14 protein-coding genes are annotated in these 16,689 nt (G+C 67.8%); 5 read left to right on the forward strand and 9 right to left on the reverse strand.

Going from position 1 to position 16,689, the window contains the following annotated elements:
- The 6 genes from ACWDUA_RS11200 to ACWDUA_RS11225 form a co-directional block, all read right to left on the reverse strand.
- Window positions 1–188 (reverse strand): hypothetical protein (locus ACWDUA_RS11200; RefSeq protein ID WP_449751260.1); only part of this gene is annotated, 188 nt, incomplete at its 3' end.
- On the reverse strand, window positions 185–502 hold the full coding sequence (locus tag ACWDUA_RS11205) for a transposase (protein ID WP_449751091.1): 318 nt from the start codon (window positions 500–502) through the stop codon (window positions 185–187). The genes ACWDUA_RS11205 and ACWDUA_RS11200, both read right to left, overlap by 4 nt.
- A 346-nt stretch (window positions 503–848) precedes the next feature.
- On the reverse strand, window positions 849–1,601 hold the full coding sequence (locus ACWDUA_RS11210; RefSeq protein ID WP_449751092.1) for an MBL fold metallo-hydrolase: 753 nt from the start codon (window positions 1,599–1,601) through the stop codon (window positions 849–851).
- Window positions 1,602–1,609: 8 nt separating this feature from the next.
- Complete coding sequence (locus ACWDUA_RS11215; protein WP_449751093.1) at window positions 1,610–3,565, reverse strand: galactan 5-O-arabinofuranosyltransferase; 1,956 nt, start codon at window positions 3,563–3,565, stop codon at window positions 1,610–1,612.
- A gap of 4 nt (window positions 3,566–3,569) precedes the next feature.
- A complete protein-coding gene (locus ACWDUA_RS11220; RefSeq protein WP_020791467.1) occupies window positions 3,570–4,331 on the reverse strand; it encodes a decaprenylphospho-beta-D-erythro-pentofuranosid-2-ulose 2-reductase in 762 nt (253 codons plus the stop codon).
- 45 nt (window positions 4,332–4,376) lie between these two features.
- Window positions 4,377–5,801, reverse strand: a complete 1,425-nt coding sequence (locus ACWDUA_RS11225) for an FAD-binding protein (RefSeq protein ID WP_449751094.1) — start codon at window positions 5,799–5,801, stop codon at window positions 4,377–4,379.
- Between the two features lie 225 nt (window positions 5,802–6,026).
- Here ACWDUA_RS11225 and ACWDUA_RS11230 point away from each other — a divergent pair, with 225 nt between their 5' ends.
- Window positions 6,027–7,385 carry a hypothetical protein gene (locus ACWDUA_RS11230; RefSeq protein ID WP_449751095.1) on the forward strand — a complete coding sequence of 453 codons (1,359 nt, stop codon included), beginning with the start codon at window positions 6,027–6,029 and terminating at the stop codon, window positions 7,383–7,385.
- A 109-nt stretch (window positions 7,386–7,494) separates the two neighbouring features.
- On the opposite strand, the gene ACWDUA_RS11235 is transcribed toward ACWDUA_RS11230, so the two are convergent.
- From ACWDUA_RS11235 to ACWDUA_RS11245, 3 genes are all read right to left on the reverse strand, one after another.
- On the reverse strand, window positions 7,495–9,087 hold the full coding sequence (locus ACWDUA_RS11235) for a phytoene desaturase family protein (RefSeq protein WP_449751096.1): 1,593 nt from the start codon (window positions 9,085–9,087) through the stop codon (window positions 7,495–7,497).
- A 41-nt stretch (window positions 9,088–9,128) separates the two neighbouring features.
- Complete coding sequence (locus ACWDUA_RS11240) at window positions 9,129–10,346, reverse strand: alpha/beta hydrolase family protein (protein WP_449751097.1); 1,218 nt, start codon at window positions 10,344–10,346, stop codon at window positions 9,129–9,131.
- Window positions 10,347–10,494: 148 nt separating this feature from the next.
- Window positions 10,495–11,718: a lipase family protein gene (locus ACWDUA_RS11245; protein ID WP_449751098.1), complete on the reverse strand. Its 1,224-nt coding sequence runs from the start codon at window positions 11,716–11,718 to the stop codon at window positions 10,495–10,497.
- 110 nt (window positions 11,719–11,828) lie between these two features.
- On the opposite strand from ACWDUA_RS11245, the gene ACWDUA_RS11250 reads away from it, so the two are divergent.
- From ACWDUA_RS11250 to ACWDUA_RS11265, 4 genes are all read left to right on the forward strand, one after another.
- Window positions 11,829–12,659, forward strand: a complete 831-nt coding sequence (locus tag ACWDUA_RS11250) for an aldo/keto reductase (RefSeq protein ID WP_449751099.1) — start codon at window positions 11,829–11,831, stop codon at window positions 12,657–12,659.
- A gap of 126 nt (window positions 12,660–12,785) precedes the next feature.
- Window positions 12,786–13,217 (forward strand): GtrA family protein, encoded by a 432-nt coding sequence (locus ACWDUA_RS11255; RefSeq protein WP_449751246.1) that lies wholly within the window; start codon window positions 12,786–12,788, stop codon window positions 13,215–13,217.
- A gap of 6 nt (window positions 13,218–13,223) precedes the next feature.
- Window positions 13,224–14,651 carry a phytoene desaturase family protein gene (locus ACWDUA_RS11260; RefSeq protein ID WP_449751100.1) on the forward strand — a complete coding sequence of 476 codons (1,428 nt, stop codon included), beginning with the start codon at window positions 13,224–13,226 and terminating at the stop codon, window positions 14,649–14,651.
- 79 nt (window positions 14,652–14,730) lie between these two features.
- Entirely contained in the window at window positions 14,731–16,536 is a 1,806-nt protein-coding gene (locus ACWDUA_RS11265) for a glycosyltransferase (protein ID WP_449751101.1), read from the forward strand.
- The last annotated feature ends 153 nt before the right edge of the window (window positions 16,537–16,689 follow it).

A 16,689-nucleotide genomic window follows, 5' to 3' on the forward strand; every position in this document is an offset into this window, starting at 1 on the left:
GATCTCTTCCAGTGAGCCAAGATCTTGACTTCGAGATCACGGCGACGCTGCTGCCGCGCCGTCGGTTCACCACGCCGCTGACGACCTGCCCAAGCGTAGTATCGTGAGCGTGAAACACCGATCAACTCAACAAGATCAGTGATGTCATGGCCGGCGCACTCCGCGGCGATGAGTTCATAACAGCTCACCGGTGTTGCTGTGCCGCAAAGTACGCCGAGACTTTTTTCAGGAACGCAATGTCGCGGTCCTTCTCAGCGGTCTCGGCACGTAATCGCACCAGCTCCGCGCGCTCACCGGCGCTGAGCTCACCATCCGGCGGAGCTGCCCGCCCCTCGGTGATCACTCCGTCGCGAATGCGTTCGGCGCGAACCCATTTGCCCAACAGATTCTCATGCACGTTCAACTCACGAGCGACCTCAGAGATCGGGCGGCCGCCATCAATCACCCGACGAGCAGCCTCCGCCTTGAACTCAGGCGTAAACGACCGACGCGTCCTGGACATAGTGACATCCTTCCAGCAGGACCCGTAGCCCCACTACCTCGGGTGTCCACTCAAACTGGGGAACCTCAGGGGTCACGTTGGCGAGGTCGGCCGTCTGAGGTTTCGACACGTCTCGTCGCTTCGCTCCTCGTCGGCTCAACCAGCAATGGCCACAAGCTGATTGAGCCGGGACCGAGCATCGCGAGGACCTGTGTCGAAATCTCTGTAGCCGGCGGTGGGAGCGTGACCACCTCGGAGGTGGGTGTGTTGGCGAGGTCGGCCGGCGGAGGTTTCGACTCGACTTGTCGCTTCGCTCCTCGTCGGCTCAACTATCAACGGAGAGTTGATGTTCGATCAGTAGTCGGGCTCAGCGGTTCAGGGCCGTGCGGGCCATCTCCGCGACTGATCCGTCCACCCGCGGTCCGTGACCGGGGAACAGGACAATGGCATCGAGTCGGGTGAACTCCTCGATGGTGCGGCGAGCGGTGGGCATGTCGTGTTGGAACACATCCGGAAGGCACTGACACCCCGACACCGCCGAGATCGGGTGGTCGCTGACCAGTGCATCCCCCGACACCAACACCTGGCCGTCGGCGACGAGGTAGGCGCTGTGGCCGTCGGTATGGCCGTGTGCGGCCACCGGACTCGGGGCTCCGGGCAGGTCGAGCGGGTCGGGAAAGGGCTGCGTGGCGTCGATCCCGGCGTGACTCAGCACACCGAGCGGGGTGACCATCGCCAGCCACCTCAGCACGCGGGGTCGATAGGCGATCGCCGCGATTCCGGCGGGGGTGGCCTGCTGCAGGTAGTCACGACGGGCATGACCCACCTCATCCGGATCGGCGTACACCGGGAAACCATGCTGCTCTGCCAGTTTCGCGAGCCCGCCGAGGTGGTCGACATGTGCGTGAGTGAGCAACGCCCCACGGATGTCCGACGGTGTCCCGCCGATCCGCCAGATCGACTCCACCACCGCGCCGGCCTGCCCGGGATAGCCGCCGTCGATCAGGGTCAGCCCCGAAGTATCCTGCAGGATCACCCAGTTCACCGCAGGCGTCGACACCAGGTAGGCCGTCGACGACGCACCGGTCACCGAACTGATCTCGAAATCGTTGCGGGACACAGCAAGACCTACTTCCGGACAACCAGGACGAACGGGCCGACCTCGGTGACCTCGAACCGGGGGTCGTCGAACAGGGTGCGATCGAAGGTGACGGTGTAGCGCTTCACGTTCGGGTCGTTGGGGTAGACGTCCTCGGCCAGCCGCAGGGTGTATCCGTCGGCGGCATACCGGAACAGGAACACATTCGGTGCCGGCCACGGCGAGTGGTCGATCCGGTCGATCAGGTCGTCGGCGCTGGTCGACTCCGACCACCTCGCGATGGTCGCGGCACGTTTGTCGAACTCGGCCAACGGGTTCGCGTAGTGCGAGGTGAGTCCCTGGAACCCCCAGAACGGGTAGATCGACAGGAAGCCGTAGTCGGCGGTGAGCACGATGTTCTCGGTGTCGGGACGCCCGGTCTGTTGTTCGATCAGATTCCGCAGTTGCGGATAGAACGACTCCGCGCCGGCCGGCCGCTGATCGGCACGCTTCCCGTAGCCGTCGGTGTCGGTGTAGGCCGTGGTGATCTCGTGCGACAGGTACCCGGGGATGCCCTGGGCCAGGGTGATCGCCGCGGCGGTGGCCACCGCACCGATCACGAACCGGATGTCCCCGAATCTCCCGACCGCCCATCGTGCCAGCTCGGCCACCCCGAACACGCCTGCGGCGGCAAGGATACCGACCAGAATGGGGTCGACCCGGAAGCTCAGCAGCGTCGAGCCGGTGGCGGTACGGATCATCGAGAGCAGGCAGAACACGTAGATGCCGACCACCGCGATCCCGAAGGCCAGCGCGATGGTTCGGGTCCGGAACCGCAGCAGAATCCAGATCAGGCCGATCAGCGTGATCAACCCGATCAGGTTGGTCTGGAACATCGGAAGAGGCAGCAGCGCACCACGTTCGGGCAGATAGTGCTCGGCGGTCCCGCCACTTGCCGGGGCATTACGCAGCCGGTCGAGCACATACGGCGCCCACACCAGGGCCGCAACAACCATGGCGACCCCGGCCATCGCGATCAGCCGGACGAGCACCGCGAGCACCGCGAGGCGTCGGGTCCGGGTCACCGTATCGCCGGGTACGGCCTTGTTCCCGGCCCGCCGCCAGGCCTCCACGATCAGCACCAGCGCCATGAGTACGGCGATACCCGCGAACAGGCCGGCATAGAGGGTGTAGAAGGTGGCACACAGACCCAACATCAAGCCGACCGCCACCACCGACACCCAGCTCGTACCCGCGGCGAGCGAAGCCGTCGGACCGTCGGCCAGTCGCGACCGGCCGCGCAGCGCGTACATCATCGGGATCGTCATCGGGATGCCGATCAACACCAGCACCGCCGCATACGGTTCGGGCGAGGCATACATCAGGGTGGTCACGGTGACCGCGAGGGCGATCGCCGCACCCCGATCGCCGCCGACCATGCGGTTCCACAGCACCACGCCCACCGCCGCGGCGATGGTGATGGTCAGGATCGCCCACGGCTTGTAGGCCTCCCAGCCGGGCACGCCGGTGGCCGCGGCGTAGCGTCCGCCCCACCAGAACCAGCCCGCCGGGTAGTAGGGCGCCAGATCGATGTAGGTCATGTCGGCCAGCCGTGGACTCGACGTCAACCGGGTCAGGTATTCGGTGCGGAACTGCTGGTCCACCGACAACCCGAACAGGTACAGCCGGGTGGCACCCAACGGCATCCCCAGGGTCACGGTGACCAGGCCGGCCACGCCGATCGTCGAACACAGGGTGGTGATCCAGCGACTGCGCCCGTACCGGTAGGCGATCGCCGCGACCAGCAGGAATGCGATCGCGATGACCTGCCCGACGGTGGTCAGCGCGCGCGTCACATTGGACGAGTTGAACGCCGGCCACTGGACGGTGTCGATCACCTTGACGCCGACGAGGCCGATGATCGCGGCGACGACGACGGCGGCGGCGAGTTCGAGCAGCGTGGTCAGACGCGGGTCGACGCCGCGCCGGGTCACCGTGGAGTTCACCTGATCACACCGGGAGCTTCCGGAACACCTTCCGCGGGATGTGCCGCAGCACCATCATGATGTAGCGGAACGTGCCGGGCACCCAGACGATCTCCTTGTGTGCATCGGCGGCGGCGACGGCCAGGCGACCCACATCCTCCTTGTTCACCGTCAGCGGGGCCTCGGCCACATGCGCCGACAGTCGGGTACGGACCTGGCCCGGACGCACCACGAGGACACCGATGCCGTCGGCGGCCAGCGCCTCACCGAGACCGAGGTAGAAACCGTCGAGGCCGGCCTTGGTGGAGCCGTACAGGAAGTTGGAACGCCGGACCCGTTCACCGGCAACCGAACTCATCGCGATGATCTGGCCGTGGCCCTGCTTGCGCAGCTTCTCGCCGAGCAGCACGCCGACACTCACCGCGGCGGTGTAGTTGATGGTCACCTCGGTGACGGCCTTGGCCTGGTCCTGCCACACGGCCTCGTCGTCGAACTGCACACCGGCGGCGACGATCGCGACGTCGATGTCACCGTTCGCGAAGGCCTTCTCGATGACGGCCGGGTGGGTGTCGGGGGCCAGCGCGTCGAAATCGATGACCTCGACGTCGGTGGCACCGGCCTGCTTGATGGTGGCGGAGGCGGCGTCGACGGCGGGATCACCGGGGACGGCGGCCAGCACCACGCGGGCCGGTCCGCGCTTGAGGTACTCGGCGGCGATGGCCAGGCCGATCTCGGAGCTGCCGCCGAGGATGAGGATCGATTGCGGGGCGCCTACGGCGTTGAGCATGGTGGTCCTGTCTGTTCAGGGAGAAGAGCGGATTTCGGTTGCGCGTCAGGCGAGTTCGAGACGGCGTGCCATGTCGGACATGAACACCCCGGTGGGGTCGATCTCGCGGCGCTTGGCGATCCAGGCGTCGATCTGCGGGTACATCGTGTGGAAGCTCGCCGCCGAGGTCCGCGAGTCCTTCGCGGTGTACAGGCGGCCGCCCATCTCCATCACCCGGCGGTCGAGCTCGTTGAGGAACTCGGCCAGCCCGCGCTTGACCGGGAAGTCCAGGCAGACATTCCAGCCCGCGAACGGGAAGCTGAGCGGGGCCTTGTTGCCCTCGCCGAACAGCTTGATCACGTTGAGGAAGCTGACGTGCCCCGACGCCTGGATGTCGACGATGAGCTGCTTGAACTCGGTCTCGTTCCCGGTCGGGACGATGAACTGGTACTGGGTGAACCCGCCGCCGCGCCCGTAGGCGTTGTTCCACTCACCGATGATGTCGAGCATGTGATAGAACTGCGCCAGATTCTTGATCTTGCCCTGCGAGTTGGAGCCGAGCCGGTAGTAGAACTCGCCGACCAGCATGAAGTCGAGCTTGTTGGCCAGACCCCGCGGGAAGACGTTCGGCAGACTGATCAGCGGCTTGTTGTTGAAGCTCAGCGGATCCTTCTGGTACTTCGCCGGCAGTTCGTCGAAGCTCGCGAGATCTCCGCGACTGAACGAACCACGGCCGAGTTTGGCGCCGCCGCTGATCGTGTCGAACCACCCCGAGGCGTACTCGTAGCCGTCCTCGTAGCGCTGCTCGAGGTGCAGGGCGATGGTCTCGTCGAGGTTGTTCGTGACGAACGAGTCGGCCAGGAAGAAGGCGGACTCGGTGCGCTTCATCTGGATCCTGGCGCGGAGCACGATACCGGTCAGGCCGATACCGGCGACGGTCGCCCAGAACAGCGAGCCGTCGGCGTCGTCGGGCGATCCGTCCGGGCGCAGGGTCAGGATGCGGCCGTCGGCGACGAGCAACTGCAGCTCGACGACGTGATTGCCGAAGCTGCCGGCGCTGTGGTGGTTCTTGCCGTGGATGTCGTGGGCGATCGCGCCGCCGACGGTGACCTGCCGGGTTCCGGGCAGCACCGGCACCCACAGCCCGTGGGGCAGAGCGGCCATCATCAGCGCATCCAGCGACAGACCGGCGTCGACGTCGACGATGCCTGTCTCGTCGTCGATGGAGTGGATGCGGGTCAAGGGCGTCATGTCGATCGTGAGGCCACCGGAGTTCTGTGCCGACTCGTTGTACGACCGGCCCAGGCCGCGGGCGATGACGCCGCGCTTGAGGTAGTCGGGCTTGTCGGCGTTGCTGTCGGCGACCCGCGCGACCGCGTCGGCGATGACCTCGGGGTACGGCGTGGAGAGCACGTGTCCTTCGATCGGGGTGGTGCGAGACCATCCCACGAGGGTGCGCGTGGTGATCGGCAAGAGCTCTTCTGTAGACATCGGCCAAGATGCTACCCGCTCGTAGCGACGGTGCCCGGGGGTTGATCGGGCGGGGGTGAGGGCGCTCACGACCCTGCCGGTGTGGGTCATCGGCGGAATGCCCTCCCGCCGAGGGAACCGTCGGCGAACTCTCGGTTCAGAACGGCGAATCCGGCGTGGACGTGGGCGTCCGCTATTACTGTTTCGCCTGTTATGTGCGTCACATTCTTCTGAGAGGGAGCTGCCATGTCGACACCGATCACCCGCAGGAACCGACGACGAGGACGGCGCCGCGCCGCGGGAGTGCTGGTGGCCGCCGCAGCGACCACAGCGCTCGCCGTCGGAGCAACCAACTCGGCCGCGCAAGCGGCGCTGGTGCCGACGGTCAATGGCTATTCGGCAGGATGTGATGCGGGGGATGCCGAGGTCCGGGGCGGTACGTTCCTGTTCTCGGAGGTGCTCGCGGATTGCACCGGGTCGTCTCCCTCGATCGTCGCGCAGGTTGCCGACGGGCTCATCGGCGTATTCGCACCGGATCTGCCGGTGCGGTTGTCTACGTTCAACGGGGCGAACGCGACGACGGCCGTCCTCGGTGTGGGTCCCTCGGCGTACGCCACGATCGAAGGCACCGGCTACGCCTCGGCACTGGTCGCACTGGGCGGCACCGCCACTGCGAACGCGCAGAACCACGTCAGCGGCGCCATCGCGGTCGCGGGACTGGGCGGCACCAGTAACGCCGACGCCAACCTCTTGGGCCTGGCGCTGGCGCTCACCGCGGGGCCGGGGACCGCCAATGCCACTGCGTTGCCCGGCGGCATCGTCATCGTCGATGTGTTGGGTGATCTGATCCCGATCGGCGGGACCGTGACCGCGGAGGCGACGGCACTGGGTGGCATCGCGAGTGCCCTGTGGAATCCGATCGACGGCGGGCAGGCGATCTGCACCGCGGTGTACGCGACGGCGAGTGTGTCGCGAGGCGGAAACAACATCGACTCCTGCACGAGCGTGCTGTTCATCTTCCAGAAGTACCAGCACGGTGACGGTCCGGAGGTGTACGCGATCAAGAATCCGTTCTCGGTGGTGCTCGTGTCGCCGCTCTCGGATTCACTTGCCGGCTCCATCGCCACGATCGCCGAAGCCCTGGGCATCCCCGAGGATGTCGCCGCTCTCCTTGCGGGACAGTTCATCCCGAAGTTCGACCAGGACCTGATCCGAGTGTCGTTCGGGCCGGACGGACCCGACATCGGCACCGACCTGTTCTCCACGTCGACCACGACGTCGGCCAGACTGGCAAGTGCTCCGGCCGTGGCCGGCGCCGAGAGCGTGTCCGACGGCGTCGTCGCCGACACCGGCGGTTCGACCGTCGAGACGCCGGCGGCCACCGACTCCGATGACACGACCCCGAGCGCCGAGCCCGAGGTGACCGCGCCTGAGGTCGCCGCGCCCGAGGTATCCGAGCCCGGGGTGACCGAGCCCGGGGTGACCGAGCCCGAGGAAACCGCGGCTGAGGAAACCGCGGCTGAGGAAACCGCGGCGGAGACCGCCGAGGCTGCCGAGCCCGCGCCCGAGCCCAGCGAGCCGGTCTTGTCGGCGCCCGCCGAGTAGCGACCCCACGTTTCCCGCGTACCCGGTTCCTTCCCGCTTGTCGGCTCCGATGAGCGGGAAGGAAATCGGTACGCCGGAACCCGTGAGCGGGGCTCGGTTCGACGCGAGGTCAGCCCAACGCGGCCATCGCGGCATTGCGGCCGGGAATGCCGCTGACCCCGCCACCGCGTCGAGCTCCGGCTCCACACAAGAGCAGGCGGGGATGTCGGGTCTCGACGCCCCACGTTCCCACCTCGGCGTCGGCCTCGGCCCATGGCCACTGCAGGGAGCGGTGGAAGATGTTGCCGCCGGGTAGGCCCAGCGTCGATTCGAGATCGAGTGGGGTCTTGGCCTCCAGGCACGCGTTGCCGTGTGCGTCGGTGGCGATCACCGACGAAATAGGTTCGGCCAGAACCGAATCCAAAGACCGCAGGGTGGCGTCGACGGCGTGCTGCACGGCACCGGGTGCGGCGAACACCTCGGGAGGCAGATGGAGCCCGAACAGGGTCAGGGTGTGTTTGCCGTCGAGTTCGGGTCCCAGGATGGTGCGGTCGGACAGGGTGTGACAGTAGATCTCACACGGCGGGACGTCGGGCACCTCGTCGCGCCGCGCCTGCTCCCACGCCGCCCGCAACTGGGCGTACGACTCGTTGATGTGGAACGTCCCCGAGAACGCGGCCTCCGGCGCCACCGACCGATCGCGTAGCCCGGGCAGCCGGTCGAGCAGCAGATTGATCTTCAGCTGGGCACCCTGCGGTGCCGGTTCGGTGTCGATCGGGGCGTCGAGCATGGTGTTGAGCACAGCCGGCGCGCATGCGCCGTAGAGCACTGCGCCGCGGGCGCTCCCGATGCGTTGCCGGGTACCCCCGACAACGTACTCGACGGTACCGTCGGCCGGGTCGACGCCGATCACCCGTGCGCCGGTGCGGATCTCGGCGCCGGCCGCCACCGCCGCCTGATACAACGCCCCCGACACCGCGCCCATCCCGCCGACGGGGACATCCCAATCGCCGGTCCCGCCGCCGACCAGGTGGTACAGAAAGCAGATGTTCTGCCGCAGAGACGGATCGTGCAGGTCGGCGAAGGTGCCGATCAGTGCGTCGGTCGCGACGATCCCGCGGACGACGTCGTCGTCGAAGTACTTCTCGATCAGCTCACCCAACGGCCGCTCGATCAGCTGGTCCCACAGGTCGGCGGTACTCGAATCCACATCGCTCGGGTCTTCGCCGACGACGAGTTCTCGCATCTGCTCGACGCTGCGCAACGGCTCCAGCAGGCTGGGGAAGACGCGTCGGGCGATCGCGCCCATGCGGTCGTAGAAACGCTGCCATGCATCGAAATCGGCGTCCGACCCGGTGACTGCACGGAACGCCGCGGCGGTGGCTTCCGGGTCGGCGGTGTCGACGAGCAGCCCACGTCCCGGATCGCCGGGCACAGGCGTGTAGGAGGAGAAGCGGCGCCGCACCAGGGTGATGTCGAGGTCGAGGTCGGTGATGATCTGTCGGGGGAGCAGCGACACCAGGTACGAATAGCGCGACAGCCGGGCCGGCAGCCCGGGGAAGGGCATCGCCGACACGGCTGCACCACCGACATGATCGGCCGCCTCCAGCACCAGGACAGAACGGCCTGCCCGCGCCAGATAGGTGGCGGCGGTCAGGCCGTTGTGTCCGGCACCGATGATGATGTCGTCGTGGGATTCCGGAGCGATCCGTTCAGGAGTCATCGGCCCCAGAATCCCACGTACTCACCGGTGGGTGGGCGAGATCAGCGCATGATCTTCGCGAGCCACGGGGTGGAGTCGGGCACCGACGCCAGCACCGCACCCGAGTGGTCCTCCTCCGGATACACGTGCAGGGTGACCGGCTGGTTGTTGGCCTTCATCTGCGCGTACAGCGACAACGCCGACGGTGCCGGGACGTCGGCGTCCTTGAGGCCCTGGCCGAGGAAGATCGGACGGTCGTAACCCTTGTACGGCGTCTGCATGTACTCGCGCAGGGCCGGGGCGGCACCCGGGATCGACATCAGCGGCTTGCTGAACCAGGTGTTCACCTCGTCACCGCTGAGCTGCTGCTTGAGGATCGGGTAGCAGGTGGTGCGACCCTGTTCCAGGCGCTCGAGGCCCTTCGTGTTCAGCACCGAGGTGACCTTGAGATCCGGGCGGGTCTCGTCGAAGCCCGCGAGGATGAACGCGGTGTAGGCGTTGAGGCTTCCCGGCAGGGCGAACGGCGGGACCTGCGGGCCCAGGTTCTGGTACAGGTACTCCAGGTTGGCCGGGATACCGGTGGCGACCACACCGCGGTAGTCCAGGCCCGATCCGCGGCTGAACTCGGTGGCATACCGGGCGCCGTTGAGTGCGGCGGCCGCACCCTGCGACTGGCCGATGATGGCCCACTTCTTGCCCAACGGGAGTCCGGCCTGCTGCGAGGCGACGACGATGTCGACGATCGAGTGCGCGGCGGCCTTGCCGTTCAGGTAGGCCATCAGGCCGGGGGTGCCCAGTCCGACGTAGTCGGCGGCGACGACGGCATAGCCCTGATCCAGCCAGTGGCCGAGGTACTCGACGTCGCGGGCGCTGCGGGGGAACGCCGACGGGGTGCAGTCGTCGTTCATGCCGACGGTGCCGTGCGCCCAGGAGATCACCGGCCAGCCGCCGGCCGGTGCGGTGCCCTTGGGCACGAAGATCGCACCCGTGCTGGTGGCCTTCTCGTCGTGCTGGTCGACCGTGGAGAACTGCACCCGGTAGGCCGAGCTCGCGGCGGGCAGGGTCAGCGACTGTGCCAGTGGCACCTTCGCCATCAGCGTGCCGGCCTTGGCCGGGATCGCGCCCGAGTACTCGGTGACGTCGAGGCCGGACCAGTTCGGGATGCCCACGACCACCTCGTCGTCGGCACGGGCGACCGGGGTCGCCACGGCCACGCCGAGCAAGAGCAACAGGGAGACGACGAGCAGCCGATGTCGGCCACGACGGACAGCGTTGAACATGAGGCGAAGCCTAGAAAAGTCTGTGGCTGAAGTTAAGCCTGATCCGTGCCCGTATCTGGTGCGATTCGTGTCCCCGGCGTGGGGGTGTCCCGGCGTGGGTGTCGCAGAGGCCGGCGTCGCAGACCGGGAGTCCTCGCGCGGGTCAGGGTCAGCGCATCAGGGCCGCCAGCCACGGGGTGGAGTCGGCCATCGACGCCAGCACCGTCCCCGAGTGGTCTTTGTCGGGATAGACGCGCAGGGTGACCGGCTGGTTGTTCGCCTTCATCTGTGCGTACAGCGACAGCGCCGACGGTGCGGGCACGTCGGTGTCGAGCAGGCCCTGGCCGAGGAAGATCGGACGGTCGTACCCGCTGAACGGCGTACCCATGTACTCGGTGAGCGCCGCCCGCGCGTCCGGGATGCTGCCGACCGGCGCGGACAGGAACTGATCGAGCCGCACACCCTGCACCGCCGACGACATCTCCGGATAGCAGAGGGTGCGGGCCTTCTCCACGAGCCGCCGTCCGGCGGGGGTCAGCACCCGCTCGGGGTGCAGATCGGGCCGGGCGTCGGCGAAACCGGCGAAGATGTAGGTGGTGTAGACGGTGAGCGATGTCGGCAGCGCGACCGGGGCCGGCAGTCCCAGGGCCACCACCTGCTCGATGTTCGCCGGTGTCCCGGTGGCGACGACGCCCCGGTAGTCCAGTCCGCTGCCCGCCGACAACGCGGTGGCGGCATGTGCGGCACTGAGGGCGGCGCCCGCGCCCTGCGATTGCCCGACGATCGCCCACCTGGGTGACAACGGTGCGGCCAACTGCATGCGGTGGGCGGCGAGCACCGAGTGCACCACCGAGTGCGCCTCCACCTTCCCGTTCAGGTAGTCCATCGGTCCGGGTGTGCCGAGTCCGACGTAGTCCGTGGCGACGATCGCGTATCCCTGGTCGAGCCAGTGCCCGAGGTAGGTGGCGTCCCGGGCGGAGCGGGGCAGCGCGGACGGGGTGCAGTCGTCACCCAGACCGGTGGTTCCGTGAGCCCACGCGATCACCGGGTATCCGCCGGGCGGGGCCGGGGTGCGCGGCAGGAACACCGCGCCGGTGCTCACCGCAGGCCGATCGTGGATGTCGCGGGTGGCGTACAGCACGCGGTAGGCGTGGCCGGCCTGCGGCAGGCTCACCGCCGGATCGAGTGGGGTCTGGGCGAGCACGGTTCCCGGCGCGCCGATCGGGCCCGAGTGGTCCCGGGCGTCGAGTCCCGACCAGATCGGGGCCGGCGTCGGCGGTGGGGAGTCGGCGCGCGTCGGGGCGTCGACGCCGAGCAGTGCGCCGGTCACCGCGGTGGCGATCGCGGCGGCCGCGATGCGGAAACGGACGGTACGTGATGCGGGCGAGCCCATCTCGCAACTGTATTCTTTTGTTCTGCGAACGATGGTCGGATTCGGGGAATCGGCCGGTGGATACCCCGTTTCCCGGGCGGAGATATCGAATTCCCCACTATTCTTGACGAGTGCAGACCCCGACAGTCGACCTCACCTCGGGCCAAGCCCTGCCGCTGGTCGGCCTCGGGACCTTCGACATGCTGGGAATGCCTTGTGCGCAAGCTGTTTCGCATGCGATCCGGGTCGGATACCGGATGCTCGACACGGCCTCGCGCTATGCCAACGAACGCAGCGTCGGAATCGGCATAGAAGAATCCGGTATCGACCGCGCCGACATGATCGTGCAGACCAAACTCGGCGGCGGGGACCAGGGATTCGACGAGGCGATCAACGCGGCCAAGGAGAGCGCCCGCCGACTCGGCGTGTCCTACATCGACGTCTACCTCATCCACTGGCCGTGTCCGAGCCTCGGCCGCATGGTCGATTCCTGGAATGCGTTGCTGACGCTCGCCGACGAGGGCTTCATCCGCACCGCAGGGGTGTCGAATTTCAAGATCGGCCACCTGCAGGCGCTCTACGACGCCACCGGCCGCTGGCCCGCGATCAACCAGATCCAGTGCTCGCCGGCGCTGGCGCGCCCCGAGGTTCGGGAGTTCATGGAAGCGAGGGGAATTCACGCGCAGGCCTGGCACCCCACCGGGCGCAAGGAAGCCATGCTCGGTGACGCCGAGATCATCCGGCTTGCACGCAAATACGGCAAATCGCCCACCCAGATCGCGTTGCGGTGGGCGGTGCAGCAGGGGATCGGTGTGGTGCCGAAGTCCTCACACAAGGGACGCCAGCGCGAGAACATCGACCTGTTCGACTTCACCTTCGACGCCGATGACATGACCGCGCTGGAGAGCCTCGACCGAGGCGAGAAGGCGGCCCGCGACTCCGACGTCGAAGAGGAGTTCTGACGGCACCGGGATCATCACCGTCATCGGGTCGACTAGGGTGGCAGGGTGTCTGACCCAGGCCGCGAGCACGATCCGGTTGATCCCGCCGTCCACCATCACGAGGACTACGCCACCCGGCATGCCCCGATGCCGGTGGAGTTGCCCCTCGACGACGAGGAGGCGTCGACCGACGTCGACCTCAAGACCCAGCTGATCCGGTTCATCGTCACCGGTGCCGGGTCGGCGGTCCTCGACTTCGGCCTCACCATCCTGCTGCAGTACGCGCTCGGCGCGCCGTATGCACTGTCCAAGGCGCTGGGCTTTCTACTGGGCACCACCGTCGCCTACCTGATCAACCGGCGCTGGACCTTCCGCGCCGAGCCGAGCACGGCACGCTTCATCGCGGTGATCGTGCTGTACGCGGTGACCTTCGTGGTGAACGTCGGGCTCTACGCCTGGCTGTCGTCGCTGTGGGAGGACGGGCTGCTGTACAGCCTGTTCGCGTTCGTGATCGCGCAGGGCACCGCCACCGTGATCAATTTCGTCGTCCAGCGTGCGGTCATCTTCCGCATCCGGTGACCGGGCATGACCCCGCGGGCGGTGGTGGTCGGGTCCGGACCCAACGGATTGTCGGCGGCGATCCGGCTGGCCCGAGCCGGGGTGTCGGTGCAGGTGATCGAAGGTTCCGACGAGATCGGCGGTGCCACCGGAACCGGTGAGCTGTCGGTGCCCGGCGTGCGCCACGACCACTGTTCGGCCGTCCACCCGCTGGGCGTCGCCTCGCCGTTCCTCGCCACGCTGCCCCTCGAACGCCACGGCCTGCGGTGGCGGTGGCCCGAGATCGACTGTGCTCATCCGCTCGACGACGGCACCGCCGGGCTGCTGTATCGCGACCTCGACACCACCGTCGACGGCCTCGGCGCCGACGGGCGACGCTGGCGTGCCCTCGTCAGCCCGCTTGTGACCCGGTTCGACGCGATCGCCCAGGACATCCTCGGTCCCGTCCTCCGGGTTCCCCGACATCCGTTCGCCACCGCCCGGTTCGGGGCCCGGGCACTGGCACCGGCCAGTGCTCTCGCCCGAACGCTGCGCACCCCGCAGGCGCGGGCTCTGCTGATCGGCACGGCCGCCCACGGCTTCACCCGGCTCGACCGGCCGGGGTCGGCGGCGGTCGCGATGATGCTCGTCGCCGCCGGCCACCGCAGTGGTTGGCCGGTCGCCGAGGGCGGATCGGCGGCCATCACCGCGGCGATGGCCGGGCTGCTCACCGAACTCGGCGGCACCATCACGGCCGGGGTGACCATCCGACGCCGCGCCGACCTGCCCGACGCCGATCTCGTGCTGCTCGACGTCATGCCCGGGGCGGCGGCGGAGATCCTCGGGGACGAGCTACCCCGGCGAATCGGACGTGCCTACCGGCGCCGGCGATCGGTCGGCGCGGCATACAAGGTCGACTATGTGATCGACGGTGAGGTCGGTTGGACCGCAACGGGTTGCGCGCGGGCCGGAACCGTTCATCTCGGCGGTTCGGCGGCCGAGATCGTCGAGGCCGAACGTCAGGTGGTCTCGGGTGCGATGCCGGAGCGACCGTTCGTCCTGATCGGGCAGCAGTGGCTGGCCGATCCCGGCCGGGCGGCCGGGCGGTTGCGCCCGCTGTGGGCGTATGCGCATGTTCCCGCGGGGTACCCCGGAGACGTCACCGATGCCGTGACTGCCCAGATTGACCGATTTGCACCAGGTTTCGCCGATCGCGTGGTCGCGGTGCATGTGACCACGCCGCAGGAATCACAGCGACGCAATCCCAATCACGTCGACGGTGACATCGGGGGCGGCCCCAATGATCTCCGGAACTTGATCGGACGACCCAGGTTGTCGATGAACCCTTATGCCACTGGGGTTTCCGGGGTGTACCTGTGCTCGTCGGCCACTCCTCCGGGCGGTGGTGTGCACGGGATGTGCGGTGTCCACGCGGCGCAGGCGGCGCTGCGCTACCTCGCATCGGGGTCGCGGTGAGTTAGTCTCGTGGCGAGACGGGGAAGCCAGATGAGATCCCGCACGACAGGTGAGGCCCTGCATGCAGCACGAGCATCGGATGACCGTTCAACGAACACTGTTCGCCGGACCCGATCCCCGGGTGGTCCCGGGCATGTACGTCGACGGCGATCTCGCCCGAATCCGGCCCGAGCGCACCGCACTGCAGCTCGAACCCGGTGCCGCCGTGAGCACCAACACCTACTTCGGTCGGTTCGCCGCGAGCTACTGGCAGCGCTACACCGCCGTCACCGCCGTCCGGCTGACCCTGCATCACGAGTGCGAGCCGCAGACCCTGCTGCGGCTCGACCTGGTGGCCTCCGATGCGAGCGGGCGGCGCCGTCCGCTCCACGCGCGCGAGATCACCGGAACCGGTGTGGTGAGCGTGGACCTCGAGATCGGTCGATTCGTCGACGGCGGCGCGATCTGGTTCGAGCTGACCGCGATCGGCGGAGGCGCACGGATCTCCGATGTCACCTGGTCGGTACCGGCCCCGGAACGTCATCGGAAGCTCTCGGTGGTGATGTGCACGTACAACCGCCCCGCCGAGGCGATCTCGACCCTGCTCACCCTCGGCGGAGACGCCGCGGCCGCCGACCTGGTGGACGCGGTCCACGTCGTCGACCAGGGGACCCGGCGAGTCGAGGACCATGACGAGTTCCACCGCGTGAAAAGTCTTCTGGGCGAGCGGCTCCACTACGTGACCCAACCGAATCTCGGTGGGGCGGGCGGCTTCAACCGCGGTATCCACGACCTGACCCGGACCGGCGACTGCAGCACCGACATCCTCGTCATGGACGACGACATCCTGTGTGAACCGGAGTCGGTGATCCGGTTGTCGGCGATGGCCGACAACGCCACCCGCCCCGTGCTGGTGGGTTCACAGATGCTGTTGCTGTCGGAGACCTATCGGGTGCACATGACCGGTGAGTGGGAGGCGCTCGACGAGCTGAAGGCCGGGCGCCCCAGTGCCAACGGCAAGCAGGGGCTCGACGCGCTCACCAAACAGCAGGACGTCCACACCGATGCCGGTTGGAACGGGTGGTGGTCGTGTCTGCTGCCCGCCGAGGCGGTGTCGGCCGTGGGCCTCTCGTTGCCGCTGTTCTTCCAGTGGGACGACATCGAGTTCGGCATCCGTGCCCGCAAGGCCGGATTCCCCACCGTCACCCTGCCCAATGCCGGTGTGTGGCATGCGGATTTCCACCTGAAGGACTACGACGACTGGTCCCGTTACTTCAGCTGGCGCAACGCGATGATCGTGTCGGCGATCCACGGACGGTTCGACCCGAAACAGATCAGTGGCGTCGTCGCCCGGGAGATCACCCAACACATCGTCTCGATGCAGTACGGCCTGGCGGAGACCTTCCTGCTCGCGGTGCGCGACTTCATCAGTGGGCCATCAGTTCTGCATGACGGCGGGCAGGCCAAGCTCGGTGAGCTGGCCCGATTGCGGGCCGACTACCCCGACACCGTGCGTGTGGACGCCGTGACGGGGCTGGCCACAGATCCGCCGATCGTGGTGAAAGGGCCGGAGCCGCAGCAGAACCGGCTGGATCAGGTGCTGGCCAAGCGGGTGGCCAAGCAGTATCTGGGGCGTCTGGCCCCCGGTCGCGTCGCGATCTCCGCCCACGACAATCGGTGGTGGCACGTGGGCCTCTTCGCCGAGGCCGTCGTCACCGACTCCTCGCAGACCGGTGTCCGAATCCGGCGTCGGGACAAGGGTATCGCGGTCCGGCAGGCCCGTGAGCTGGCCCGCCTGTGCCTGGATCTGCGGCGTCGGGGACCCGAGATCGCCGAGATGTGGCGGTCGGCGGTCCCCGAACTCACCGGTCGCGAGAACTGGCAACGCCTGTTCGACGGGGAGTGACCGTAGTAGGCGATCGAGCCGGGACTCGTATTCTCCGAGTGCGTAGGCCGTTGTTGGTAATTGAGCGGGGAACTGGGTTCTCCGCGTGCGCAGGTTGTGGTTGGTGGTTGAGCCGGGACCGAGCGTAGCGAGGACCCGTGTCGAAACCTTGTG

It is taken from the genome of Gordonia sp. NPDC003376, assembly GCF_053589235.1.

Coding starts and splice junctions, on each gene's coding strand:
- ACWDUA_RS11205 (WP_449751091.1), bottom strand. CDS start 502: ATGTCCAGGACGCGTCGGTCGTTTACGCCTGAGTTCAAGGCGGAGGCT.
- ACWDUA_RS11220 (WP_020791467.1), bottom strand. CDS start 4,331: ATGCTCAACGCCGTAGGCGCCCCGCAATCGATCCTCATCCTCGGCGGC.
- ACWDUA_RS11235 (WP_449751096.1), bottom strand. CDS start 9,087: ATGACTCCTGAACGGATCGCTCCGGAATCCCACGACGACATCATCATC.
- ACWDUA_RS11240 (WP_449751097.1), bottom strand. CDS start 10,346: ATGTTCAACGCTGTCCGTCGTGGCCGACATCGGCTGCTCGTCGTCTCC.
- ACWDUA_RS11255 (WP_449751246.1), top strand. CDS start 12,786: ATGCCGGTGGAGTTGCCCCTCGACGACGAGGAGGCGTCGACCGACGTC.
- ACWDUA_RS11225 (WP_449751094.1), bottom strand. CDS start 5,801: ATGTCTACAGAAGAGCTCTTGCCGATCACCACGCGCACCCTCGTGGGA.
- ACWDUA_RS11230 (WP_449751095.1), top strand. CDS start 6,027: ATGTCGACACCGATCACCCGCAGGAACCGACGACGAGGACGGCGCCGC.
- ACWDUA_RS11245 (WP_449751098.1), bottom strand. CDS start 11,718: ATGGGCTCGCCCGCATCACGTACCGTCCGTTTCCGCATCGCGGCCGCC.
- ACWDUA_RS11260 (WP_449751100.1), top strand. CDS start 13,224: ATGACCCCGCGGGCGGTGGTGGTCGGGTCCGGACCCAACGGATTGTCG.
- ACWDUA_RS11265 (WP_449751101.1), top strand. CDS start 14,731: ATGACCGTTCAACGAACACTGTTCGCCGGACCCGATCCCCGGGTGGTC.